At 44.8% G+C, this 24,282-nt stretch carries 19 protein-coding genes; 3 read left to right on the top strand and 16 right to left on the bottom strand.

The annotated features are described in order from the left end of the window. Positions 1–19 precede the first annotated feature (19 nt). Entirely contained in the window at positions 20–1,237 is a 1,218-nt protein-coding gene (locus ACOSVQ_RS16790) for a multifunctional CCA addition/repair protein (protein WP_491983631.1), read from the top strand. A gap of 331 nt (positions 1,238–1,568) precedes the next feature. Here ACOSVQ_RS16790 and eno read toward each other — a convergent pair whose 3' ends face one another. The 5 genes from eno to rlmD form a co-directional block, all read right to left on the bottom strand. Then, positions 1,569–2,870: a phosphopyruvate hydratase gene (gene eno / locus ACOSVQ_RS16785; protein ID WP_102940945.1), complete on the bottom strand. Its 1,302-nt coding sequence runs from the start codon at positions 2,868–2,870 to the stop codon at positions 1,569–1,571. Positions 2,871–2,950: 80 nt separating this feature from the next. Then, positions 2,951–4,591, bottom strand: a complete 1,641-nt coding sequence (gene pyrG / locus ACOSVQ_RS16780) for a CTP synthase (protein ID WP_491983630.1) — start codon at positions 4,589–4,591, stop codon at positions 2,951–2,953. A gap of 206 nt (positions 4,592–4,797) precedes the next feature. Then, positions 4,798–5,601, bottom strand: coding sequence for a nucleoside triphosphate pyrophosphohydrolase (gene mazG / locus ACOSVQ_RS16775; protein WP_491983629.1), 804 nt, complete (start codon positions 5,599–5,601; stop codon positions 4,798–4,800). Between the two features lie 70 nt (positions 5,602–5,671). Then, on the bottom strand, positions 5,672–7,894 hold the full coding sequence (gene relA / locus ACOSVQ_RS16770; RefSeq protein WP_491983628.1) for a GTP diphosphokinase: 2,223 nt from the start codon (positions 7,892–7,894) through the stop codon (positions 5,672–5,674). Positions 7,895–8,081: 187 nt separating this feature from the next. Beyond that, positions 8,082–9,401, bottom strand: coding sequence for a 23S rRNA (uracil(1939)-C(5))-methyltransferase RlmD (gene rlmD, locus ACOSVQ_RS16765; RefSeq protein ID WP_491983627.1), 1,320 nt, complete (start codon positions 9,399–9,401; stop codon positions 8,082–8,084). Between the two features lie 162 nt (positions 9,402–9,563). Here rlmD and barA point away from each other — a divergent pair, with 162 nt between their 5' ends. Next, positions 9,564–12,350, top strand: coding sequence for a two-component sensor histidine kinase BarA (barA, locus tag ACOSVQ_RS16760; RefSeq protein WP_491983626.1), 2,787 nt, complete (start codon positions 9,564–9,566; stop codon positions 12,348–12,350). A 143-nt stretch (positions 12,351–12,493) separates the two neighbouring features. Here barA and acpS read toward each other — a convergent pair whose 3' ends face one another. The 11 genes from acpS to rpoE all read right to left on the bottom strand — a co-directional run bounded on the left by acpS (position 12,494) and on the right by rpoE (position 21,695). Continuing rightward, positions 12,494–12,871 carry a holo-ACP synthase gene (acpS, locus tag ACOSVQ_RS16755; protein ID WP_491983625.1) on the bottom strand — a complete coding sequence of 126 codons (378 nt, stop codon included), beginning with the start codon at positions 12,869–12,871 and terminating at the stop codon, positions 12,494–12,496. Beyond that, positions 12,871–13,602: a pyridoxine 5'-phosphate synthase gene (gene pdxJ, locus ACOSVQ_RS16750; protein WP_491983624.1), complete on the bottom strand. Its 732-nt coding sequence runs from the start codon at positions 13,600–13,602 to the stop codon at positions 12,871–12,873. The genes acpS and pdxJ overlap by 1 nt, the downstream gene beginning before the upstream one ends. 17 nt (positions 13,603–13,619) lie before the next feature. Next, on the bottom strand, positions 13,620–14,351 hold the full coding sequence (gene recO / locus ACOSVQ_RS16745) for a DNA repair protein RecO (protein WP_165310274.1): 732 nt from the start codon (positions 14,349–14,351) through the stop codon (positions 13,620–13,622). An 86-nt stretch (positions 14,352–14,437) separates the two neighbouring features. Further along, the gene (gene era, locus ACOSVQ_RS16740; protein ID WP_165310273.1) at positions 14,438–15,415 is read right to left on the bottom strand and encodes a GTPase Era; all 978 of its coding nucleotides are present in this window, start codon (positions 15,413–15,415) and stop codon (positions 14,438–14,440) included. After that, positions 15,408–16,085, bottom strand: a complete 678-nt coding sequence (gene rnc / locus ACOSVQ_RS16735; protein WP_165310272.1) for a ribonuclease III — start codon at positions 16,083–16,085, stop codon at positions 15,408–15,410. The genes era and rnc overlap by 8 nt, the downstream gene beginning before the upstream one ends. Positions 16,086–16,122: 37 nt before the next feature. Then, positions 16,123–17,022, bottom strand: coding sequence for a signal peptidase I (gene lepB / locus ACOSVQ_RS16730; RefSeq protein WP_491983623.1), 900 nt, complete (start codon positions 17,020–17,022; stop codon positions 16,123–16,125). Between the two features lie 94 nt (positions 17,023–17,116). Continuing rightward, positions 17,117–18,910: a translation elongation factor 4 gene (gene lepA, locus ACOSVQ_RS16725; protein WP_491983622.1), complete on the bottom strand. Its 1,794-nt coding sequence runs from the start codon at positions 18,908–18,910 to the stop codon at positions 17,117–17,119. Between the two features lie 114 nt (positions 18,911–19,024). After that, entirely contained in the window at positions 19,025–19,495 is a 471-nt protein-coding gene (locus tag ACOSVQ_RS16720; protein WP_491983621.1) for a SoxR reducing system RseC family protein, read from the bottom strand. Further along, positions 19,492–20,457, bottom strand: a complete 966-nt coding sequence (rseB, locus tag ACOSVQ_RS16715; RefSeq protein ID WP_491983620.1) for a sigma-E factor regulatory protein RseB — start codon at positions 20,455–20,457, stop codon at positions 19,492–19,494. The genes ACOSVQ_RS16720 and rseB overlap by 4 nt, the downstream gene beginning before the upstream one ends. Further along, positions 20,454–21,074 (bottom strand): RseA family anti-sigma factor, encoded by a 621-nt coding sequence (locus ACOSVQ_RS16710; protein ID WP_491983619.1) that lies wholly within the window; start codon positions 21,072–21,074, stop codon positions 20,454–20,456. The genes rseB and ACOSVQ_RS16710 overlap by 4 nt, the downstream gene beginning before the upstream one ends. A gap of 48 nt (positions 21,075–21,122) precedes the next feature. After that, positions 21,123–21,695, bottom strand: a complete 573-nt coding sequence (gene rpoE, locus ACOSVQ_RS16705; RefSeq protein ID WP_102940929.1) for an RNA polymerase sigma factor RpoE — start codon at positions 21,693–21,695, stop codon at positions 21,123–21,125. Positions 21,696–22,274: 579 nt separating this feature from the next. Between rpoE and nadB the strand changes: the two genes are divergently transcribed. Further along, a complete protein-coding gene (gene nadB, locus ACOSVQ_RS16700; protein WP_491983618.1) occupies positions 22,275–23,888 on the top strand; it encodes an L-aspartate oxidase in 1,614 nt (537 codons plus the stop codon). Positions 23,889–24,282: the final 394 nt, after the last annotated feature.

The following is a 24,282-nucleotide window of genomic DNA, read 5'->3' as shown; positions in this document are numbered from 1 at the left end:
TGATTTTTGAGGCTGTTTAGTGCAAGTTTACTTAGTTGGCGGCGCTGTTCGCGACAAGCTACTCGACATTCCAGTTTACGATAAGGACTGGGTTGTAGTCGGAAGTAGCCCCGATGAAATGCTAAGCCATGGCTTTACTGCTGTTGGCAAAGACTTTCCAGTCTTCCTGCACCCAAAAACCAAGCAAGAATACGCACTTGCCCGCACTGAGCGTAAGTCAGGCTCAGGCTACACTGGTTTTGAATGCCACTTTGCTCCAGATGTCACTTTGGAAGAAGATCTTATCAGACGCGATCTTACGATTAATGCGATGGCACAAGCTGAAGACGGTACTCTGATCGATCCCTATGGTGGACAACGCGATCTGAACGATCGCATTTTGCGCCATGTATCCAACGCGTTTGTTGAAGACCCATTACGCGTGCTTCGCTTAGCTCGCTTTGCAGCCAAGCTGGCTCATCTTGGCTTTACTGTCGCAGAAGAAACCATGGCTCTAATGGCACAAATCGCGAATAGTGGTGAGCTTGAACATTTAACCGCTGAGCGCGTATGGCAGGAGTGGCACAAGTCACTGTCAACGCAAAACCCTGAAGTATTCCTCTCCATTCTTCGTGATTGTGGTGCTTTAAAAGTGGTTCTGCCAGAACTGGATTGCTTGTTCGGCGTTCCTCAACCAGAGAAGTGGCACCCTGAGATTGATACAGGTATTCATACTCTGATGGTCGCGAAGCAAGCGGCTCTGATTTCATCTTCACTACCTGTACGTTTTGCGTCTCAAGTGCATGATTTAGGCAAAGGCATTACTCCTCAATCAGAATGGCCAAGTCATAAGATGCACTGCCATACTGGCGTGAAAATCATAAAAAAACTGTGTGAACGAGTGCGAGTACCTAATGAGTTTAAAGAACTGGCTCTTTTGGTTTGTGAGCAGCACTCAAACGTCCACAGAGCGGCGGAACTTAAAGCCAATACCAAACTTAAGATTCTCAATGCAATGGATGTATGGCGTAAGCCTGAGCGTTTAGAAGAGGTTTTACTTTGCTGCCAAGCAGACCATGCAGGCAGATTGGGGTGTGAAAACAATCCTTACCCACAGAAAGCCATATTTGAAGCCGCCTACCAAGCCGCTCTCACCGTTGAAGTAAAAGATATTATTGCCGATGGTTTTCAAGGCAAAGCAATTCGTGACGAGTTAGAGAAAAGAAGAATCGAAGCGATTGACTCACTTCCTAAATAGTCGAAACAGGGAATAAGTATCGAACACAAACACGCATAAACCCATCCATGGGGCTCCTATTTGCCTTCCATGGCAAATAGGGTTTGCTTATCGAAACCCATTCCCTGCCTTTAATATCCTTAATCTTATTTACTCAAAGATGTTGAGTTTCAAGACAGGTTTGATGGAACAAATTTACAAGGGCATGGATGCCCTTGTCTAAGCGTACAGGGAAGTCTTGAGCGCTTTGTGGAATCAATCCTGCCTTGAATGTCACCTTACTTTTCTTTATGCAAAAAAATACCCCGCCGAAGCGAGGTATTTATAAAGAATTATAAAGTTAAGCTAGTAATTAAGCTTGACCTTTAACTTCTTTAAGACCGTTGAAAGGAGCACGACCAGCTAGAGCTTCTTCGATACGGATAAGTTGGTTGTACTTAGCAACGCGGTCAGAACGGCTCATAGAACCAGTTTTGATTTGACCTGCAGCTGTACCTACCGCTAGGTCAGCGATAGTTGCATCTTCAGTTTCGCCAGAACGGTGAGAGATTACAGCTGTGTAACCTGCGTCTTTAGCCATCTTGATTGCAGCTAGAGTCTCAGTTAGAGAACCGATTTGGTTGAACTTGATAAGGATAGAGTTAGCAATGCCTTTCTCGATACCTTGAGCAAGAATCTTAGTGTTAGTTACGAATAGATCGTCACCAACTAGTTGGATCTTGTCGCCTAGAAGTTTAGTTTGGTGTGCGAAACCATCCCAATCAGACTCGTCTAGACCGTCTTCGATAGAAACGATAGGGAATTTCTCAACTAGACCAGCTAGGTAGTGGTTGAACTCTTCAGAAGAGAAAGTTTTACCTTCGCCTTTCATGTTGTAGATGCCAGCGTCTTTGTCGTAGAACTCAGATGCTGCACAGTCCATAGCTAGAGTGATGTCTTTACCTAGAACGTAGCCAGCAGCCGCAACTGCTTCTGCGATAACTTCTAGCGCTTCAGCGTTAGATTTTAGGTTTGGAGCGAAACCACCTTCGTCACCAACTGCAGTGTTGTAACCTTTAGACTTAAGAACTTTAGCTAGGTTGTGGAATACTTCCGCACCCATACGTACAGCTTCTTTAAGAGTTGCAGCGCCAACTGGTTGAATCATGAATTCTTGGATATCAACGTTGTTATCTGCGTGCTCACCACCGTTGATGATGTTCATCATTGGTAGAGGCATAGAGAATTGACCTGCAGTGCCGTTTAGCTCAGCGATGTGCTCGTATAGAGGCATGCCTTTAGCAGCAGCTGCTGCTTTAGCGTTTGCTAGAGAAACAGCTAGGATTGCGTTAGCACCGAAGTTAGATTTGTTTTCAGTACCATCTAGGTCGATCATGATTTGGTCAACAGCAGCTTGGTCTTTAGCATCTTTACCAACTAGAGCGTCAGCGATTGGACCGTTTACAGCTGCGATTGCTTTAAGAACACCTTTACCTAGGAAACGTGATTTGTCGCCATCGCGTAGCTCAAGAGCTTCACGAGAACCAGTAGATGCGCCAGATGGAGCTGCCGCCATACCAACGAAACCGCCTTCTAGGTGTACTTCAGCTTCTACAGTTGGGTTACCACGTGAGTCGATGATTTCACGACCTAGAACTTTAACGATCTTAGACATTAATGTTTCCTCTCGTTGAATTTAAATGTCAAAACTATAAAGGACAGCTGCACAACTTAAAGCAACTGTCCGTATCCTTGTTACTTCGCAGATTCACCGCGTTGGAACTCACCCGCTGCTTTCACGAAACCAGCAAATAATGGGTGACCATCACGAGGGGTTGATGTGAATTCTGGGTGGAACTGCGCTGCTACAAACCAAGGGTGAGCAGGGTTCTCAATCACTTCAACCAATTTCTTGTCAGCAGATAAGCCTGAAACTTTTAGACCAGCTTTTTCGATCTGCGGACGAAGATTATTGTTTACTTCATAACGGTGACGGTGACGTTCATGGATCGTCGCACTACCGTATAGTTGGTAAGCTTTAGTACCTTTTTCTAGGTGACATAGCTGAGAACCTAGACGCATAGTACCGCCAAGGTCAGAAGTCTCAGTACGCTCTTCAACTTTACCTTCACTATCTACCCATTCAGTAATCAAACCTACCACAGGGTACTTAGTGTTTTTGTTAAATTCTGTTGAATGTGCACCTTCCATACCAGCAACGTTACGAGCGTACTCGATAAGCGCTACTTGCATACCTAAACAGATACCTAGGTATGGAACTTTGTTTTCACGTGCGTATTGAGCAGCCATAATCTTGCCTTCAATACCACGGTCACCAAAGCCACCAGGAACTAAGATTGCGTCAAGACCTTGCAGAACTTCGAAACCACGAGTTTCTACGTCTTGAGAATCTACATATTTAATCGTCACATTCAAACGATTTTTTAGACCAGCATGTTTAAGTGCTTCGTTCACTGATTTGTAAGCGTCTGGTAGTTCAATGTACTTACCAACCATACCGATGGTGACTTCACCCGTTGGATTCGCTTCTTCGTAAATTACTTGTTCCCATTCTGATAGATCAGCTTCAGGCGCATTGATACCGAAACGAGCACAAACCAAATCATCCAAGCCTTGAGATTTGATCAATTGAGGGATCTTGTAGATTGAATCTACGTCCTTCATTGAAATAACTGCTTTCTCAGAAACGTTACAGAAAAGTGCAATCTTCTTACGCTCGTTTGCTGGGATCATACGGTCGCTACGACAAACTAGGATGTCTGGCTGGATACCGATAGATAGCAGTTCTTTTACAGAGTGTTGCGTTGGCTTAGTTTTCACTTCACCTGCTGCTGCAAGGTAAGGAACTAGAGTCAAGTGCATGAACATTGCGTGCTCACGACCTACTTCGATTGCCAACTGACGAATCGCTTCCATAAACGGTAGAGATTCGATATCACCAACTGTGCCACCAACCTCAACGATAGCCACATCGTGACCTTCGGAGCCCGCGATTACGCGGTCTTTGATAGCATTAGTGATGTGCGGGATAACCTGAATAGTTGCACCAAGGTAGTCACCGCGACGCTCTTTACGTAAAACGTCAGCATAAACACGACCTGCAGTAAAGTTATTGCGTTTGGTCATCTTAGTACGAATAAAACGCTCGTAGTGACCAAGGTCTAGGTCAGTTTCTGCGCCGTCTTCCGTAACAAACACTTCACCATGTTGAGTTGGGCTCATAGTGCCTGGGTCAACGTTGATGTAAGGGTCAAGCTTCATCATGGTCACTTTAAGACCGCGAGCTTCTAAAATAGCGGCAAGAGATGCTGCTGCAATACCTTTACCTAGAGAGGATACGACCCCGCCAGTAACAAAAATATAATTTGTCGTCATGTTTAACCTGAAATTGGTTGAATGAGGGAAATGGATTTCTTCTGGACGGGACGAAACTATACCAGAACCCATTTACCGCCACAACGTGAAATCTATCACACTCAGTTTTTAATTTTTTGCTTCAAATCAAATAGCCTCATCGCAGAATGCGATCTAAGCAATTTAATTGGGTTAATTTTGTCCCAAAAGCCCGTATTAAGAACTTATTACTCTAGATCTTTTTCTCGTCTTTTGACGCGATCCCACATGCTATCTAATTCTTGCAACGTAAAGTCAGTTAACGCTTTGTTCTGCTCTCTTACTTGAGATTCAACACCTTGAAACCGCCTTACAAACTTACGGTTGGCTTTAGTAAGAGCAACTTCTGGATCTTTTTTCAGATGGCGGACTAAATTGACGGTAGCAAACAGCAAATCACCGAGCTCTTCCTCGACTTTCTGCTCATCCACCTCAACACTGATCGCTTCTGCTACCACTTCTTCAATTTCTTCATGCACTTTGTCGACAACAGGACCTAACGTAGCCCAATCGAAGCCGTATTTAGCACACTTTTTCTGAATCTTATTCGCTCGTGATAACGCTGGCAGCGATTGTGGTATAGAGTCTAGGATACTTTGCTCGCTTTTGCCTACTTGGGCTTTTTCGAGCAATTTTTCCTTTTCCCAGTTCTCATTTAATTCTGCTTCATCCGCAAATTTTGCATCTGAAAAAACATGGGGATGGCGACGGGTCAGTTTTTCATTCACCGTTTCCACCACGTCACGAAAATCGAACAATCCTTTTTCCTGCGCCATCTGGCTGTAAAAGATCACTTGGAAAAGCAAGTCTCCCAGTTCTTCTTTTAAGTTGGTCCAATCTTGGTTATGAATCGCGTCCACCACTTCGTAGGTTTCTTCGATAGTGTATGGAACAACGCTTTCAAAAGTCTGCTTGTTATCCCAAGGGCAACCAGTTTCCGGATCGCGCAACTTCGCCATGATGGTGACAAGCTGTTCAATTGGATGTGTCATGTTGATTTCCTTATAAAAGAAAAAGGTAAGTGACTAATCACTTACCTTTATTTTCAATCTGTTATCTGTTTTATCCGAGACGTTTAACCAGCATGACGTCTTTCACTTGCTCTAAACGCTTAGAGACACGAGCTAAAGCTTCGATGTTGTTGACTTCAAGTTCGAAGTCCATCGTCACGATTTGGCGCTTGTAATCGCTACGGCTCTTCATCGTAATAACTTTCACCTTCTCATTGGCAAGCAGGCTCGTGATGTCTTTTAGCAGACCCACTCTCTCCATCGCTTCAACGCGCAGAGTTAGGATGTACGAGCCAACAAAGCCCGCTCCCCAAACGGTATCAATGATACGTTCAGGCGCATGGTGGCTCAGCTCTTCCAATTGTTCACAGTCACTTCTGTGCACAGAAATACCGCGTCCTTGAGTGATATAACCTTTAATTTCATCACCCGGAATTGGTTGGCAACAGCGAGCAAGGTGAGTCATCAGGTTATCCACCCCTTCTACCACTACCGCATCTTTATGCGGGCGGTGAGGCGCTGACGATTTCGACTCATCTCCCTTGAGCTTTTCAAGCACAAGTTTGTCTTCTTCTTCAGCGGTCGGTTTGTTCACCAATGCATTGATATGGTTAACAATTTGGTTGATACGTAAATCACCACTACCCACACCAACATACAGCTCATCAGCACTGTTAACGTTAAAACGTTTCAGAGCGTACTGCTCTGCGTCTTTCAGTGTCGCGCCGATTTTCACCAACTCTGTTTCTAAGATTTCACGACCAGCTTCGAGGTTTTTCTCGCGGCTCTGTTTGCGGAACCAAGCGTTGATCTTCGCTCGAGCACGTCCTGAGTGAACAAAGCCTGTAGCAGGGTTTAACCAATCTCGCGAAGGGTTCGGTTCTTTCGCTGTGATGATTTCAACTTGATCACCCATATGAAGTTTGTGAGTGAATGGGACAATACGTCCGCCCACTTTCGCACCAATACAGCGATGCCCCACTTCAGAGTGAATATGGTAAGCAAAATCGAGTGGTGTTGCGCCCATTGGCAAGTCGACAACATCACCGCGCGGTGTGAAGGCATACACACGGTCATCAAACACTTGGCTGCGAAGTTCATCCAACATCTCACCAGAGTCAGACATCTCTTCTTGCCAATCAATCAGTTTACGTAGCCAAGTAATTTTCTCGTCGTAGCCACTACGTCCGCTGCTTGCACCTTCTTTATATTTCCAGTGCGCAGCAACCCCCAGTTCAGACTCTTCATGCATCTGTTTGGTACGGATCTGAATCTCTATGGTTTTGCCTTCAGGCCCAAGAATAACAGTGTGAATAGACTGATAACCATTCGGTTTTGGGTTCGCGACATAGTCATCAAACTCACTCGGAAGATGCTTAAATTGAGTATGCACAACGCCCAGAGCGGCATAACAGTCTTGTAGTTTGTCTGCAATGATACGGACAGCACGTACGTCAAACAGCTCATCAAATGCCAGATTCTTCTTCTGCATTTTGCGCCAAATACTGTAGATGTGCTTAGGACGCCCGCTCACTTCAGCATTGATGTGCGCCGCTTTCATCTCTGCACTCAAATTGTCCACGAAGTCTCGGATGTACTGCTCACGAACAATACGACGTTCAGAAAGCTGTTTCGCGATCTGTTTGTAAGTATCCGGTTGTTGATAGCGGAAAGCGTAATCTTCGATTTCCCACTTGAGCTGACCTATACCTAATCGGTTCGCTAGAGGTGCATAGATATTGGCACACTCTTTTGCTGCCGAGCGACGTACGTCATCCGGCTGATCTTTTACTTCACGAAGATTACAGATTCGCTCAGCGAGTTTAATCACCACGCAACGGAAGTCATCAACCATCGCCAGCAGCATGCGACGTACGTTATCGACTTGTGCTGACGCTTCGCTGCCTTGCATAGTGATGTTGAGTTGACCAATTGCAGCCATCTCCTCAACACCAGCAATTAACTTGATAATCTCTTTACCGTAATGTTCTTCTACTTCCTCGCGATCCACTAAGCCACTGGTCGCAATTGGAAATAGCAACGCTGCCACCAGCGTTGGGCGGTCCATCGATAGAGTGATCAAAATTTCGATCATTTCACGACCGCGCCATAACAACAGTGGACCTCTTGCGTTGCCCACCAAGAAGTCCTCACATTGGTGATACACCTCTGTAAGTTTTGTCGCTGTTTTAGGGTCTTGCCGTAAACTAGAAATCCACTTTTCTAGCTCAAACTGTTCGTCTGGGTTTAAGTGTGCGCTACGTACCGCGACCATCTTTTTATCCTAATTCTTATAATTTGCGAGTCATGAAAGGAAACACCTTTAATGACTCTGGAATACCTATTCTACTTTAATTTTCTAACAGAATGGGTTCAACGAAGTAAGTCCGTTCAATAACCAAATTTTACACTTTTGCTTTTTTGCTTTTTTGCTTTTTTGCTTTTTTGCTTTTTACAAATAGTTATATTTTTACAAATAGCGCCATCGACTCTAAATGGCTGGTATGTGGGAACATATCTAACATACCGAGTTTCTTAAGCTGATATCCCTGCTCTAGTAAGCTTTGACTATCACGAGCAAGCGTAGCAGGGTTACACGAAACATACACAACTTGCTCAGCGCCTAAACTGGAAAGCTGATCCACAATTCCGACCGCGCCAGCTCGAGCAGGGTCTAGCAGAATCTTATTAAACTTTTCTTTTGCCCAGACTTCTTCAGCAAACTCTTGCTCAAGATTCGCCTGATAAAATTCGACATTTTGAATGTTGTTGAACTGCGCATTGCTCTTGGCAATCTCAACCATTTCATCCACACCCTCAATGCCAACCACTTTATCTGCCAGTTTAGCCAATGGCAGGCTGAAGTTGCCCAAGCCGCAGAACAAATCTAACACACGATCGTCTTTTTGAACGTCCAACCACTCAAGAGCTTGCTCAACCATTTCCTGGTTAACTTGCTGGTTTACCTGAATAAAGTTGTTTGGTAGAAACGGAATCGTTACCCCAACTTCCTGATAATAAGCTTGTTCGCCCATTACCTTATTCAGTTGATTAGCGTCAGGCACAACATAAAGAGTTAACTGATGTTTTTGAGAGAAATCTTTTAACGCAGCAACATCTTTATCGGCTAGCGGCGTCAAATGGCGCAGAACCAACACCGAAGTATTGTCACCTTTAACCAGTTCAACATGACCCAGTTGATCCGGCTTTTTAAATCCACTCAGCAGTGCTTTTAATTCTGGTAGCAGCGCATTTAAAGTAGGCTCCAACACAGCACAATCCGTTACCGTGACGATATCTTTGCTCTGCTTACGACGGAATCCAAACTGCAACTGTTGATTCTTCTTGTCCCACATCATACTGATACGAGCACGGCGGCGGTAACCTTTCTCAGAACAAGCAACAGGAGCAGAAAGTGCAAGCTCCTGCCCAGTAAACTTGGTCATCAACTGGCTCAACGCTTGTTGTTTATGCTCGATCTGAGCTTCGCGAGCAAGATGTTGCAAATCACAGCCGCCACATTGCGAATAGTGAGGACAGAAAGGCACAGTACGCTGCTGACTTGGCTTGAGTACTTTAATTAACTTAGCACGTGCAAATTTGCTTTTGCTTTCGGTCAGTTGAATTAAAACTTCTTCATTTGCCAATGCGCCATCGATAAAGACGGGTTTGTTATCAAGATAGGCAATGCCGGCGCCTAAATGATCGAGCTTTTGAACGCTCACTGCTTGATGTTTTGTATCTAAAGCGCTGCGCTTTTTCGGTTGGAAGAAACGTGCCATGTTCTGTGCCTAATGTATTTGTTTTTGCCCCAGCGTCACTATTCTGCTTGGGGAGCATTGTCGAAGCTAAGGTTCTTGAATTAAGCTAACCATAATTTGAATAGCTGGCTAGCTGCAAAGTCGGCTATTTTCCCATATCCACACCATGATGTTTAGACAATAATGACCAGATACGGCTTACGCGCACGTGTAATTACACTCACTTTGGCTCCAACATTGATTATCGGGCTACTTTTGAGTGCGTTATTCTCATTCAACCGTTATCACGATTTAGAGACACAAGTGCTCAACTCGGGTGCAAGTATTATCGAACCGCTAGCAATTGCCAGTGAAGACGCGCTAAAAAATCAAAGTCGAGAGTCGGTAAGACGCATCATTAGCTACGCACATCGTAAAAACTCAACCATAGTGCGCAGTATTGCGGTATTCGATGCCAATCATGAACTCTTTGTAACCTCAAACTTCCATCCGAATTTTGAAACTCTGATGTATCCGAAAGATAAGCCTATTCCGGTACTCAGTAGTTCTCAGCTCGATGAAAATACTCTGATTCTTCGCACTCCAATTCTTGCAGAAACTCTGTTTAATGATAGTTCAGCGAACAACTCGTCTGCACCTGTGCTTGGCTACATCGCAATTGAACTCGATCTTTCCTCACTGCGATTACAGCAATATCAGGAAATATTCTCTGCTTGTTTGGTGCTAATTCTTGGTCTTGTGCTGTCGGGAGTGTTCGCATTCCGCTTAATGCACGACGTTACCCGCCCAATCATCCACATGAAAAACGTGGTTGACCGAATCCGTCGCGGGCATCTGGATGTGCGAATTGAAGGACGGATGCACGGTGAGTTGGATGATCTGAAAAAAGGTATCAACGCCATGGCGGTCTCTTTGTCGGAATATCACGTTGAGATGCAGCACAGCATTGACCAAGCCACATCGGACTTGCGTGAAACTCTGGAACAGCTTGAGATTCAAAACGTTGAGTTGGACATTGCGAAAAAACGCGCTCAAGAAGCGGCGCGTGTAAAATCCGAATTCCTAGCCAACATGTCGCACGAATTGCGCACCCCACTAAACGGTGTGATTGGCTTTACACGTCAGATGCTGAAAACCCAGCTCACTAACAGCCAAGCCGATTACCTGCAAACCATCGAGAAATCAGCAAACAACCTTTTAACCATCATCAACGACATTCTCGACTTCTCTAAACTGGAAGCGGGTAAGTTGGCGCTGGAAAACATCCCGTTTGAATTCCAAGATTCACTTGAAGAAGTGGTCAACTTACAAGCGGCAAGTGCACACGAAAAAGGATTGGAAATCACGCTTAAAGTGGATCCTAAAATTCCTGCAGGCTTGGTGGGTGATCCACTGCGAATTCAGCAAGTACTTACTAACTTGGTGGGCAACTCGATTAAGTTTACCGAACGAGGCAACATCGATATCAGTGTCGAACTGCGTTCTCAACGTGATGACTTCGTAGAGCTGCAATTCATGGTACGAGATACTGGTATTGGTATTTCTGAACGCCAACAAGCACAGCTTTTCCAAGCCTTCAGCCAAGCGGATGCAAGTATTTCACGCCGCTACGGTGGTACGGGTCTCGGTCTGGTTATTACCCAAAAACTGGTCAGTCAAATGGGTGGTGAAATCAGTTTAACCAGTCGTCTGCACCAAGGTTCTACCTTCTGGTTTAACTTACGCCTAATGACCACTGATCTACCTATGCACGACTGGCTTGATCCTCAAGCTCTGCGTAATAAACAGATACTGCTGGTTGAACCTAACATGCAAGCAGCATCTATTGTTCAGCACACCCTAGTCCAAGCTGGATTAAATGTAGTTTACCGCTCGGCTATCCCTGCTGAATCTGAGCAATACGACTATGTACTACTGAACCTAGCTCCAAGCAAAGAGACAGATGAAACACTCGTCCAACAATGGGTTGAGAAAGCGCTCTCTATTGCGGCAAATGTGGTTGTAGGTACGCCAAGTACCGAACTGGCGTTGGCTGATCTGTTAATGCAGAAATACCCAGTGCAATGTATTACCAAGCCACTTTCACGTAAGAAACTGCTACAGACCTTGATTGCCAATCAACCGACGCGGATTGAAAAATGCGTTGAGTTTATTCCTCATATTGAAAAATTACCTCTAACCGTTATGGCGGTAGATGACAACCCAGCCAACTTAAAACTGATCACCGCCCTTCTCCAAGAGCGCGTCGATACCGTGGAGTCTTGCAGCAGTGGTGAGGATGCCATTGAGCAAGCGAAAGAGTGTCATTTCGACATCATCTTGATGGACATTCAAATGCCTAAGATGGATGGCGTGACCGCGTGTAATGAGATTAAGAAGCTGAAGACGAATGCGACGACACCCGTTATTGCAGTCACCGCTCACGCAATGGAAGGTGAACGAGAAAGATTGCTCAAAGCTGGTATGGATGACTATCTCACCAAACCGATTGAAGAGCATATCTTGCAGCAAGTGCTGCTGCATTGGAGTCCAAAAACAGAATCTGAAGATATAGTGGCACTTGAGCATCAAGAGCCCATTGCACTAGAAGAGATTCAAGTAGACGAGCCAGTGATTGTAAACACAACCATTGCTATCGACTGGCAGTTGGCTTTAAGACAGGCTGCGAATAAAGAAGACTTAGCTCGAGATATGCTGAAGATGTTGGTTGCGTCCTTTAAAGAGATCAATCAAGTGATCGAATTAGCGCTCAACGATGATGAATATCCAGCGACCGATCTGCTGCATCATATTCATAAACTGCACGGTAGCTGTTCATACAGTGGCGTACCGCGTCTGAAGAAAGTGTGTGAAACACTTGAGCAAACCCTGCGTTCAGGTGCAAGTGTACAAGATGTAGAACCGGAACTGTTTGAGCTTCAGGACGAAATGGAGAAAGTGGTAGCAAGCGCTGCCCCATATTTAGTTTAAGCGATATTGCTTAGTTAGCTTGTGATTAAGAAACTTGCTCTATCAAACTTCCCCTAACAAACATGTGTATAGAGAAAGAGGTGCTTTAAGCACCTCTTTTTATTGAGTTTGAAAATTATTGAGTTTGGAAACTCTCATACGGATTAAGATTCAAGAATAACCGTTGCTACCGCGTAGTGACGCTCATCTGAAATGGTAAGGTGAACAGAACGAACCGAAGAAGCTTGAGCAATTTGCTGCGCTTTCCCCGATAAGGTAAGAACTGGCTTACCATTCTCATCATTGCTGATTTCAAAATCCTGAAAACTTACGCCATGCGCGATACCAGTTCCCAACGCTTTTGACGCGGCTTCTTTCGCCGCGAAACGCTTAGCCAAAAAACGCCCTTTCTGCTTCAAGTGGCTAAACACTTCAAGCTCGCTCTCTGTCAAAATTCTCTGAGCAAAAGCTTCACCACTTCGATTGAGCGCCTTTTCTATACGCTCAATCTCAGCAATGTCTGTTCCTAATCCAATGATCATTAACGACGCGCATCCAGCATGATAGCTTTCATGTCTGCAACCGCTTTTGGTAAGCCATCAAACAGCGCACGACCGATGATTGCATGACCAATGTTCAGTTCGTAAATTTCTGGAATTTGTGCAATAGCAGCCACGTTATGGTACGTCAGACCATGACCTGCGTTAACTGTGATTCCTTGGTCAGCCGCGTAGCTTGCTGCTGCTGCAATCTTTTTAAGTTCGTCTTGTTGATCCGCTTCGGTTTTCGCATCAGCGTAATGACCGGTGTGCAACTCAATAAACGGTGCGCCACATTTCTTAGCGGCATCGATTTGCTCACGGTCAGCATCAATAAATAGAGACACTTTGATGCCCGCTTCAGTCAGCTTTTGCGTCGCCGCTTTCACTTTTTCGAACTGACCAATCACGTCCAAGCCACCTTCTGTGGTCAACTCTTCACGTTTTTCAGGTACAAGACAAACAAACTCTGGTGCAGTGTCTAGAGCGATTTGAACCATTTCGTCTGTTACCGCCATTTCCAGATTCATGCGAGTCTGAATCGTTTCTTTCAGAATACGTACGTCACGGTCTCTGATGTGGCGACGGTCTTCACGTAGGTGAATAGTAATACCGTCAGCACCTGCACGCTCTGCGATTTCCGCTGCATGAACTGGATCTGGGTATTGAGTACCACGTGCGTTACGCACTGTCGCGATATGGTCAATATTAACGCCTAAATAAATTGAGCTCATTTTCCTACACTCCGTGCTCAAGAGAGACTGCCTCTTGAAATTAATTTTTGGGGAGTTGCTTGCCTAAACAACTCTCTGCTTTTTAAAGGTTTGCCGCCAAGATACGGCTTTAAAGCGATACGTGTAAAGCGTTTTGCCGCTTGAAGTTGCTCTTTTGTGCTAAAGCGCCGTTCACTGATCGCTATTAATTCATTACCAAGGAAAGTGAGATTATCGCGCCTCACGGATGCAATAAACCCCTTCTGTTCTCGATATCGATAAGTCATGTCGGGATCAACTGGCTCGCCCGTTCCTGCACAATGCATAAAATCAACGCCATAACCCATAGCCGAAAGCAATGCCAGTTCAAAGCGACGCAACGCAGGTTCTGGGTTTTCACTTTGTGCAAGTTCAGTTAACGCGGTGAGATAATCATGGAACAAACCTGGAGCAGGAACTTCTGGCATCAACACTCGGCCAATCAGTTCGTTGACGTACATGGCCGAATACAGGCATATGCCCGTTAATGGAAGTCCGAGGCTGATTGCTTCTGCCTGACGTAAGGTTTTCATCGAGCCATTACCAGACCACTTGAGTAGCAGTGGCGTAAATGCCTGTAATGCCCCTTTGGTTGTTGAACGCTTACTCCTTGCCCCTTTCGCCATAATGCTCACACGACCATATTCTTCACTGAATACGTCAAGAATTAAGCTGGTCTCGCTATATGGGCGGCGGTGTAATACAAAGCAGCGCTGTAAACCGTCAGACATAATGTGAATCCAAATACAGGAACAAGGACAACAAGGATAGAGACAGATAAAAATCTGGCCCCATGATATGGAGCCAGATTACAAGATTATAGGTCGTCGATATAGCCTAATGAACGAAGTGCACGTTCATCATCAGCCCAACCAGATTTCACTTTGACCCAAGTTTCTAGATAAACTTTGCGACCAAACAACTCTTCCATATCCAAACGTGCTTCACGACCAATGGTTTTGATCTTTTCGCCGTTCTTACCAATCACCATCTTCTTCTGACCAATACGTTCAACCAGAATCAGGGCGTTAATATGGAAACCATCGGTATCAGGGTTATAGTCGAAACGCTCAATTTCAACCGTTACCGAGTAAGGCAGCTCTTCACCAGTGAATCGCATTAGCTTTTCACGGATGATTTCTGAAGCCATAAAGCGTTGTGAACGGTCTGTCACATACTCTTCAGGGAAATGGTGAACCGCTTTTGGTAAGTGCTCACGTACGTGCTTACGCAGTACATCAACGTTTTTACCCAGTTTCGCTGAAATAGGCACAACATCGACAAAGTTCATGCGTTCAGACATTGCCTGCATGTGCAGCATCACTTCATTACGATCTTTCACGTTGTCGACTTTGTTAACACAAAGAATCACAGGGAAGTTCGCTTTCTGAAGTTTAGTCAGAACCATTTCATCATCTTCAGTCCAATGCGTACCGTCAACAAGGAATAACACCAAGTTCACATCGCTTAGAGAACTGTTTGCCGCACGGTTCATCAAACGGTTGATCGCACGTTTCTCTTCGATATGTAGCCCAGGAGTATCAACATAAATAGCTTGATAGTCACCTTGTGTATCGACACCCATAATACGGTGGCGAGTGGTTTGCGGCTTACGTGAAGTAATCGAAATTTTCTGACCCAGGATATTGTTCAGTAGCGTAGATTTGCCCACGTTTGGGCGACCTACGATTGCGACGAATCCACAGTGCTGGTTCTCTGGTAATGACGCTTCAACCTTGACGTCGTCACCTTCTGATGCAAAGAATGCATCAATATCAAATTCTTTATCAGCCATTGCTTAATTGCTCTAGTGCAGTCTCAGCAGCCGCTTGTTCTGCCTTGCGGCGGCTGGTACCTTTACCGATCACAGGCATTCCAATACCTGCTATATCACACGAAACAGTGAATTCCTGATTGTGTGCTTCACCTTTAATATTAGTCACTGTGTAAACAGGTAGAGGCTTTCTTCTGCCTTGCAAAAATTCTTGTAGGCGAGTTTTTGGATCTTTCTGTGACACACCAGGCTTAATCGCATCTAGGCGAGTTTGATACCAGCTTAAAATAATGCCACGAACCACTTCAGTGCCACTGTCTAAATAGATAGCACCTATGATTGCTTCAACGGCATCAGCTAGGATTGAATCACGACGGAAGCCACCGCTTTTCAACTCGCCTGGACCTAATTTTAAGTAATCTCCTAGTTCGAATTCACGACCTAGTTCAGCCAGCGTATGACCACGAACCAACGTAGCACGCATACGACTCATATCGCCTTCATTGATCTTAGGGAAGCGGTGATACAAATCATCAGCAATGACAAAACTTAAAATTGAATCGCCCAGAAATTCAAGACGTTCATTGTGTTTACCATTGGCACTGCGGTGAGTCAGTGCCAAATCAAGAAGCTCAGCATCTTTAAACTGATAAGTGAGCTTTGTTTCTAATCTACTAACTGGAGAAGTCATACTCTCTCGATGTGTTGCGGGGCTGATTCAATCAGCCCTAGTTAATGCCACCGATGCGGCCAAGGCGCACACCAGTTGGAATCCAAGCAGGGATCACACTGTCTGCATCTCGGTCAAACTCAAAGCTAACCCAGATAGCAACCGCTCTACCTACTAAGTTGGCTTCTGGAACAAAGCCCCAGAAACGGCTGTCAGCACTGTTGTCACGGTTATCGCCCATCACAAAGTAGTGCCCTTGAGGAACAACCCACTCGTTGACACCACTACGTGGTGAATAGCTACGTACATCGTCAATACGCAGTGGGTTGATCAAAATATTGTGTTTTACTTCGCCTAGTTGCTCATCCAGTTGCATCATTGGAATGTTGTTCTGAGTGAACTCACTTTCCTGCACATTGGATAGCTTGATAGGGTTACAGGTTGACTCACCTGCACTTTGTACACAAATCTGCTTGTCACGGCTGTAACGCACGATGTCTCCCGGCATACCAACCACACGCTTAATATAGTCAATACTTGGGTTTTGCGGGAACTTGAACACCACAATATCACCGCGCTCTGGTTTGCCCGTTTCAACTAACTGTGTACGCCATACCGGATCTTTCAAACCGTATGCGTATTTTTCAACAAGAATAAAGTCGCCCACCAGCAGCGTTGGCATCATAGATCCTGACGGAATTTGGAACGGTTCGAACACAAATGAACGCAGAACTAAAACGAATGCGATCACAGGGAAAATAGAAACTGAGTTCTCAATCCACCACGGTTGCGGAGCGACTTTGGTCGTCAAACTGGTATCAATACTGTCTGGTTCGGCTTTTAACTGACGTGCCACGTTTTCATGGCGCTTCTTCGCCCAAACCCATTTTTCTAACGCCCATACAATTCCGGTAACAAAAGTGACCAGAACTAAAATGAGTGAGAATGTATTAGCCATTGACTTCCCTTATCTAAAAAATACGAAAGTGAAAGAGCCGAGACTCTTTCACTTGCGAGTTAATACAGAAAACCTTGCAGACAAGACAAAACGATTAGTCTTTACCTACGTGAAGAATTGCAAGGAACGCTTCTTGTGGAAGCTCAACGTTACCGATTTGCTTCATACGTTTCTTACCTTCTTTCTGTTTCTTCAACAGTTTCTTCTTACGGCTCACGTCACCACCGTAACATTTAGCGATTACGTTCTTACGTAACTGTTTTACTGTTGAACGTGCAATGATGTGGTTACCGATAGCAGCCTGAATTGCAATATCAAACATCTGGCGAGGAATGAACTCTTTCATTTTCTCAACCAACTGACGACCACGAGTCTGAGCGTTGTCATGGTGAGTAATGATAGCCAATGCATCCACTTTGTCACCGTTCAATAGTACGTCTACACGAACCATCTTCGACGCTTCAAAACGTTGGAAACCGTAATCCAAAGACGCATAGCCACGAGACGTTGATTTCAAACGGTCAAAGAAGTCTAGAACTACCTCTGCCATTGGAATGTCGTAAGTCAAAGCAACTTGGTTACCGTGGTAAACCATGTCTACTTGCATACCGCGCTTTTCAATACATAGCGTAATAACGTTACCTAGGTATTCAGACGGAACTAAGATGTTACAACGCGCAATCGGCTCACGAATTTCTTCGATGTCATTGATTGCAGGTAGCTTAGCTGGGCTATCAACGTAAACCACTTGTTTATTGGTCATTTCCACTTCATACACTACCGTTGGTGCGGTGGTGATCAAGTCGAGATCATATTCGCGCTCTAGACGCTCCTGAATGATCTCCATGTGCAGCATACCTAAGAAGCCACAACGGAAACCAAAACCTAGTGCTGCAGATGTTTCTGGCTCGTAGAACAGAGACGCATCGTTCAGACTCAGCTTACCAAGCGCATCACGGAAGTTGTCGTAATCATCGGATGATACAGGGAACAGACCCGCGTAAACCTGAGGTTTTACTTTCTTAAAGCCTGGTAGCGGTTTTTCACTGCCGTTTTTAGCCAAAGTCAGCGTATCACCAACAGGAGCGCCAAGGATGTCTTTGATACCACAAACAACCCAGCCCACTTCACCCGTGTTCAGTTCAGTCGTATCGATCTGCTTAGGCGTAAAAATACCTAAACGGTCAACGTTCCAAACCTGACCCGTGCTCATCACTTTGATCTTTTCGTTCTTCTTCAAACTACCGTGTTTGATACGTACTAGTGAAACAACACCTAAGTAGTTATCAAACCAAGAGTCGATAATCAGAGCTTGCAATGGCGCATCAGGGTTACCTTCTGGCGCTGGAATTTTTGCAACAATCTCTTCAAGAACAAGGTCAACACCAAGACCTGTTTTCGCAGAACAGCGAACAGCATCAACAGCATCAATACCTACGATGTCTTCAATCTCTTCAGCAACACGCTCAGGCTCTGCTGCTGGAAGGTCAATCTTGTTCAAGATTGGCACAACTTCCAGATCCATCTCGATAGCGGTGTAACAGTTAGCCAATGTCTGCGCTTCTACGCCTTGGCCGGCATCAACAACAAGTAATGCACCTTCACACGCTGCTAGAGAGCGAGATACTTCATATGAGAAGTCAACGTGTCCAGGGGTGTCGATGAAGTTAAGTTGGTAGGTTTCGCCATCTTGTGCTTTGTAATCGAGTGTCACACTCTGTGCTTTGATGGTGATACCACGCTCACGTTCAAGTTCCATTGAGTCAAGAACTTGTTCTGCCATTTCACGATCGCTCAATCCACCACATACTTGGATTAAACGGTCAGATAAAGTCGATTTACCATGGTCAATGTGGGCGATAATCGAAAAGTTACGAATGTGCTTCATAGGTTTGGGATGACTAAACTCTTTGCAAATTAGGACATATGAAGGGCTATTTCAGCTGCCCTTTCATTCAAGTTGGGCGATTCTACCCAATTTCCTTTGGGATCGCATCATAATTTAGGCGATTGGCTCTCCGAGCACTCTAAGCAAAACGACTTCTTGCTCTGTTCGCTTTTCTAGCGAGCCTGACCACATTTTAGCGAGCTTGATACCCAAGCCGATGAAGATAAGTGACGTCAAAATGACAATGCCTTCGCCCATACCTAACGTGGGAGCTAACCAACTGTCGGCCAACCAAGCACCAAGGATCATCATAAAAAGGGGAACTAAATACACTAAGGCTGCTGATTGCAGTAAGCTTTTTTCAGGAAAACCTATCTCAACAATCTGACCTTGCGATACGCTCTTATCCGTATCTAACTGCCAGCGTAACGACTTGCCACCTATCGCTTTAGACACAATGCCTGTACCACAGCTTTTTGCCGAAGAGCAGCTGCTGCAACTGGTTTTCTGCTCGCAACTCAGCTCAACATGAAAACCCTGTTCTTTTGTTTGTACAGCCATCACAGTGGCAAGTGCAGTCATCATTGTGGTTTAGCCTTGGAATTATCAAACACAACTGATTGGGCGATGCGCTTAGCTGTTTCTGGTGGGATATCGCCAACAACAGAAACCTCACGTTCACCCTTAATCAATGTTTGTAAAGTACGGCGACCTTGTCTCACCAATTGCCCTTGCAGTGAATGTTCATCACTGGAAGAGATATAGACAGAGAAACTGAATAAACCGTCTGAGAACATTTGGTTTTCGACTACTCGCTCCGTATTCATCATGCGGTAGCGATTTAAGTTTACCGATTCGAAGCCATCAGGTTTCCAACCTACCGACCAGAACGTCTCATTCACTTTACTTTTCGGTAAGGATAGCACTTCAGGCAATTGAACATCATCAAAACCTGCCATGAGTTCTGCTATTTTTTCATTTACCGAATAAGAGATGGAACGATACTGCTCGAGAACTTCACCATAACGGTCGACCAAATCAGCACGCAACGGAAGATGTGTTTTTTCATCAACCCAAAGCATGTAGGAATATCTCAAGCCATCTTTAGGAACGATACGCACTACTTGGCAAGGGGTCCCAGCTTCACGGGCTCGTCCCATTTTGACAAAGTCGTAAAACTGACTGAGCTCAGTAACATTGCTGTTAAGCATTGGAATGGTTGGAGCAACCATGTTGCCGGATTCGATGGTAAAAGGTTCGACTCCAGGCTCGATGTAACTCACTTCATCGCCGCGCTGAAAAACTTCACGCATTGGCCCACTCAAGTAAACAAGATGAGCGTATTCCTTTTGCTCATGGCGAGCATGGCGATACAACAAAGGTTCAATACTGTTTTTCTTAATCAGGATATAAGACAGTTCATAATTGAGATGTTGACTGGCCTCGTTCATTTGATGCAATAAAGCCTCTGCAGATTCTTCCTCTGCAAAGGCTAAAGTAGAGCTCAAACTGAACAGCGCCAACACACTGATCAGAAATTTTTTCATTCAATTACCGGTTCGATTGAGTCTTGGTGTTGCCCTAGACTCTCACTGTTTAATCTCAGTTGAAGTTCATAATCTTGAAGCATAGCGTTAACACGACGACGCTGCTCCTGAACACTTGATTCTGCATTTGGTCTTTCTACTGACTCACGAGTCAGACTTACTGGTTCTACACTGCCAGATAAAGGAACAGTTTGCAGTACGGGAAAAGGTTGATCCGCAGCAGGAGAACCACTCGAGCCATATTGTTGAACACCGATGATCGCAATCAAAGAGACACAAGCAGCAACGGCAACTTGACCAAACGGAGATAACCATTTTGGTAGTTGTCGACGAGCTTTATGCGGAGCCGGCTGTTCTTCAACGACTCTCACACTGTCTAAATTGGTAACATTGGCATTGTAAGGGGTGTGCGCAGGTTCATTTTCCAACGCTAATGCCACACTTTCAGCGATATTCCATTCCGGTCTCTCGGGTGCATCGCCACGCATTACATCACCAATCAGGTGGTAATTCTTCCACGTTTCGATACTTTCACGATCGTTTGCCAATTCTTGAATCAGCAACTTGTCGACCATCTCTCCATCCATGAGAGCTGAAAGTTGTTGTTTGTCAGCCATTATTTTCACCATTATTTTCCAATTACTGGGGTGTTACTGGTTCCAACGCTACAAAAGAGATTTGATTCTCTTTTCTACCGCCTCACGAGCACGGAATATACGAGAACGTACCGTGCCAACAGGGCAATCCATAATCTCTGCAATGTCTTCGTAACTTAAGCCTTCCAGCTCGCGTAAAGTCATTGCTGTTTTTAAATCCTCAGGCAACGCATCTATCGCACTAAACACTGCCTGTTTCAGTTCTTTCGACAGCGTAATGTTCTCAGGGTTCGATATTTCTTTTAACGCATTGTTTGTTTCGTAAAATTCAGCTTCTTCAGCATCAACATCCGTGGCTGGCGGTCTACGCCCTTGCGCAACGATGTGATTTTTCGCGGTATTGACAGCAATACGATATAGCCAAGTGTAAAACGCACTCTCACCTCTAAATGTTGGGATAGCGCGATAAGCTTTGATAAAAGCTTCTTGTGCAACATCAGCAACATCTCCCGAATTGCTCACGTACCTAGAAATAAGATTGCAGACTTTATTTTGATATTTTAAAACCAAAAGATTAAATGCTTGCTTATCTCCATTCTGAACTCGCTCAATCAATACTTGATCGGTTAGCTGCTCGTTCATTCGAGCGGTTACTCCTATTGTTATCTCCCTTACCTTCTCAGATATGGGCTTTAATTATCCAGAATGTAGTATTGACACCACTGTTTACATGAGCACTATTGTGACTCAGTAAAAAAGATAAAGTTCAATTATGTGCTAATTTATTTGCCACACATAATGCACAATGTGATGTAATCGAGGTTTGTTACCCCGAAATGATTTTGCGGATACAAACCTAAAAAGACAATAGCCTTTATAGTCAAACTACTTGGAGTTGCAGGTAGTCGGCAAGTGAGTGAATCACCATGAGCACAGGTAAACTATGTGATTGGGGTGAGTGAACGTAGCCAACACCGCTGCAGCTTCAAGTAGGAAGAGTATACAAACTATTCGTTTTTAAACATATTTAATGCATAAATATAAATGCAGGACGCACCTAGCTCGGTTTCCTAATTGCTTGATTCATTTTATAGTTAAGTCATTCGTATGACGCTCTTTTTCAATCAGGCTCATCAAATCGGCAAGTGACACATTTCAATATAGAGTAGGACGATTCTACTGTAGTTCGATTCTACTATGGTTCGGGAATTTAAAAGTTTTATGAACGAAAACCGAGAGCATCAATGTGATGTATTAGTGGTAGGGAGCGGTGCCGCAGGCTTGTCGTTAGCTTTGCGTATCGCAAAACATTGCAAGGTCATCGTACTGAGCAAAGGACCGCGCAGTGAAGGTGCAACTTTCTACGCTCAAGGTGGCATAGCGGCTGTATTTGATGAATCTGACAGTATTGATTCTCACGTTGAAGATACGCTGATTGCAGGTGCTGGTATTTGTGAAGAAAAGACCGTTCGCTTTATCGCTGAGCATGCTAAAGAGTGCGTGCAATGGCTGATTGATGGCGGCGTACCTTTCGATAAAGAAGAAGACAGCGAAGATGGCGACGATAGTCCACGTTACCACTTAACGCGCGAAGGCGGTCATAGCCACCGTCGTATTCTTCACGCTGCCGATGCTACCGGTATGGCAATGCAGACCTCACTGCAAGACAACGCTCATAACCATCCGAACATTTCTATTTTTGAACGTTACAACGCATTAGATTTAATTACCGAAGATAAAGTCGGCGGTGATAAAAACAAAGTGATTGGCGCTTATGTTTGGAACCGAAACGAAGAGCACGTTGAAGCGATTCGCGCCAAATACGTGGTTCTCGCAACTGGCGGTTCTTCTAAAGTGTATCAATACACCTCCAACCCTGATGTCTCTTCAGGTGACGGTATTGCGATTGCTTGGCGTGCCGGTTGTCGTGTTGCGAACTTAGAGTTCAACCAATTCCACCCAACCTGCCTATACCATCCAGAAGCAAGAAACTTCCTGCTAACAGAAGCTCTGCGTGGTGAAGGCGCTTACCTTCGTCGCCCTGATGGTTCTCGTTTCATGCTCGATTTTGACGAACGTGCAGAACTTGCACCACGTGATGTGGTTGCGCGCGCTATCGACTTTGAGATGAAGCGTTTAGGTGCGGATTGCATGTATCTCGACATCAGCCACAAACCAGCAGATTTCATCGAGAAACACTTCCCGACTATCCATCGTCGTTTGATGGATCTAGGCATTGATATCACCAAAGAGCCGATCCCTATCGTTCCTGCGGCGCACTACACCTGCGGCGGCGTTATGGTTAACCAACAAGGTCAAACCGATCTTAAACATCTATATGCGATTGGTGAAGTCAGTTACACAGGTCTGCATGGCGCAAACCGTATGGCTTCAAACTCACTGCTAGAATGTGTGGTTTATGCTTGGTCGGCAGCAAAAGACATTGTTAAGCACATAAAAAATGTCGATATGCCACCATCAGTACCGGTGTGGGATGAAAGCCAAGTAACCAGCTCTGATGAAGAAGTGGTTATCCAGCATAACTGGCATGAACTGCGTCTGTTTATGTGGGATTACATGGGCATTGTACGTACAGACAAACGTTTGGAACGAGCTCTTCGCCGTATTCAATTACTACAGCAAGAAACACAGGAGTATTACAGTAACTTCCGTGTTTCCAATAACTTGCTTGAGTTACGCAACCTTCTACAGGTGGCAGAGCTCATGGTTCGTTGTGCTATGCAGCGTAAAGAAAGTCGTGGCTTACATTACACACTCGATTACCCAGACCAACTTGAAAACAGTGGTCCAACTGTTCTTTCTCCAAAAGATTAAAAGGTCTTTCACCAATAGAATAAAAGACCTTGAGTCAAAAGTAATCTCGACATAACAAAACAGGAGCTAAGGCTCCTGTTTTAGTTTTAGTCTCACCAGCAAGTGCCGGTACGTCTCCTCATCGCAACTATCACGCCACAATAGCCAACGCTTATCGTTAGTTTGGAAAGATAGAAATAAGAAAGCGTGCAGAAAGCTGACTGATTTGAAATCTAGTGATTTGTTGTTTGTCTTGAGTGAACCATCAAACCTCAGTTCCACCTCTCCATTTAAAGCATCGGGCAACAAAAAGCTTAATGGGCGTGAAACAATGATAAGTAGTAAACAGACAGAAGCGACAAGAGGAATGGGTTATGAAATAACTGCCCATATCAACACCATAAAGAGAATGGTA

It is taken from the genome of Vibrio sp. HM8-C, from assembly GCF_058630515.1.
Note: the sequence above shows the minus strand (reverse complement) of the source record. Positions and strands in the feature narration are given on the sequence as shown.

What these genes read in the sequence shown, in the direction of transcription:
- eno (WP_102940945.1), bottom strand. Translation starts at nt 2,870, where the DNA reads ATGTCTAAGATCGTTAAAGTTCTAGGTCGTGAAATCATCGACTCACGT.
- pyrG (WP_491983630.1), bottom strand. Translation starts at nt 4,591, where the DNA reads ATGACGACAAATTATATTTTTGTTACTGGCGGGGTCGTATCCTCTCTA.
- mazG (WP_491983629.1), bottom strand. Translation starts at nt 5,601, where the DNA reads ATGACACATCCAATTGAACAGCTTGTCACCATCATGGCGAAGTTGCGC.
- relA (WP_491983628.1), bottom strand. Translation starts at nt 7,894, where the DNA reads ATGGTCGCGGTACGTAGCGCACACTTAAACCCAGACGAACAGTTTGAG.
- rlmD (WP_491983627.1), bottom strand. Translation starts at nt 9,401, where the DNA reads ATGGCACGTTTCTTCCAACCGAAAAAGCGCAGCGCTTTAGATACAAAA.
- barA (WP_491983626.1), top strand. Translation starts at nt 9,564, where the DNA reads ATGACCAGATACGGCTTACGCGCACGTGTAATTACACTCACTTTGGCT.
- acpS (WP_491983625.1), bottom strand. Translation starts at nt 12,871, where the DNA reads ATGATCATTGGATTAGGAACAGACATTGCTGAGATTGAGCGTATAGAA.
- pdxJ (WP_491983624.1), bottom strand. Translation starts at nt 13,602, where the DNA reads ATGAGCTCAATTTATTTAGGCGTTAATATTGACCATATCGCGACAGTG.
- recO (WP_165310274.1), bottom strand. Translation starts at nt 14,351, where the DNA reads ATGTCTGACGGTTTACAGCGCTGCTTTGTATTACACCGCCGCCCATAT.
- era (WP_165310273.1), bottom strand. Translation starts at nt 15,415, where the DNA reads ATGGCTGATAAAGAATTTGATATTGATGCATTCTTTGCATCAGAAGGT.
- rnc (WP_165310272.1), bottom strand. Translation starts at nt 16,085, where the DNA reads ATGACTTCTCCAGTTAGTAGATTAGAAACAAAGCTCACTTATCAGTTT.
- lepB (WP_491983623.1), bottom strand. Translation starts at nt 17,022, where the DNA reads ATGGCTAATACATTCTCACTCATTTTAGTTCTGGTCACTTTTGTTACC.
- lepA (WP_491983622.1), bottom strand. Translation starts at nt 18,910, where the DNA reads ATGAAGCACATTCGTAACTTTTCGATTATCGCCCACATTGACCATGGT.
- ACOSVQ_RS16720 (WP_491983621.1), bottom strand. Translation starts at nt 19,495, where the DNA reads ATGATGACTGCACTTGCCACTGTGATGGCTGTACAAACAAAAGAACAG.
- rseB (WP_491983620.1), bottom strand. Translation starts at nt 20,457, where the DNA reads ATGAAAAAATTTCTGATCAGTGTGTTGGCGCTGTTCAGTTTGAGCTCT.
- ACOSVQ_RS16710 (WP_491983619.1), bottom strand. Translation starts at nt 21,074, where the DNA reads ATGGCTGACAAACAACAACTTTCAGCTCTCATGGATGGAGAGATGGTC.
- rpoE (WP_102940929.1), bottom strand. Translation starts at nt 21,695, where the DNA reads ATGAACGAGCAGCTAACCGATCAAGTATTGATTGAGCGAGTTCAGAAT.
- nadB (WP_491983618.1), top strand. Translation starts at nt 22,275, where the DNA reads ATGAACGAAAACCGAGAGCATCAATGTGATGTATTAGTGGTAGGGAGC.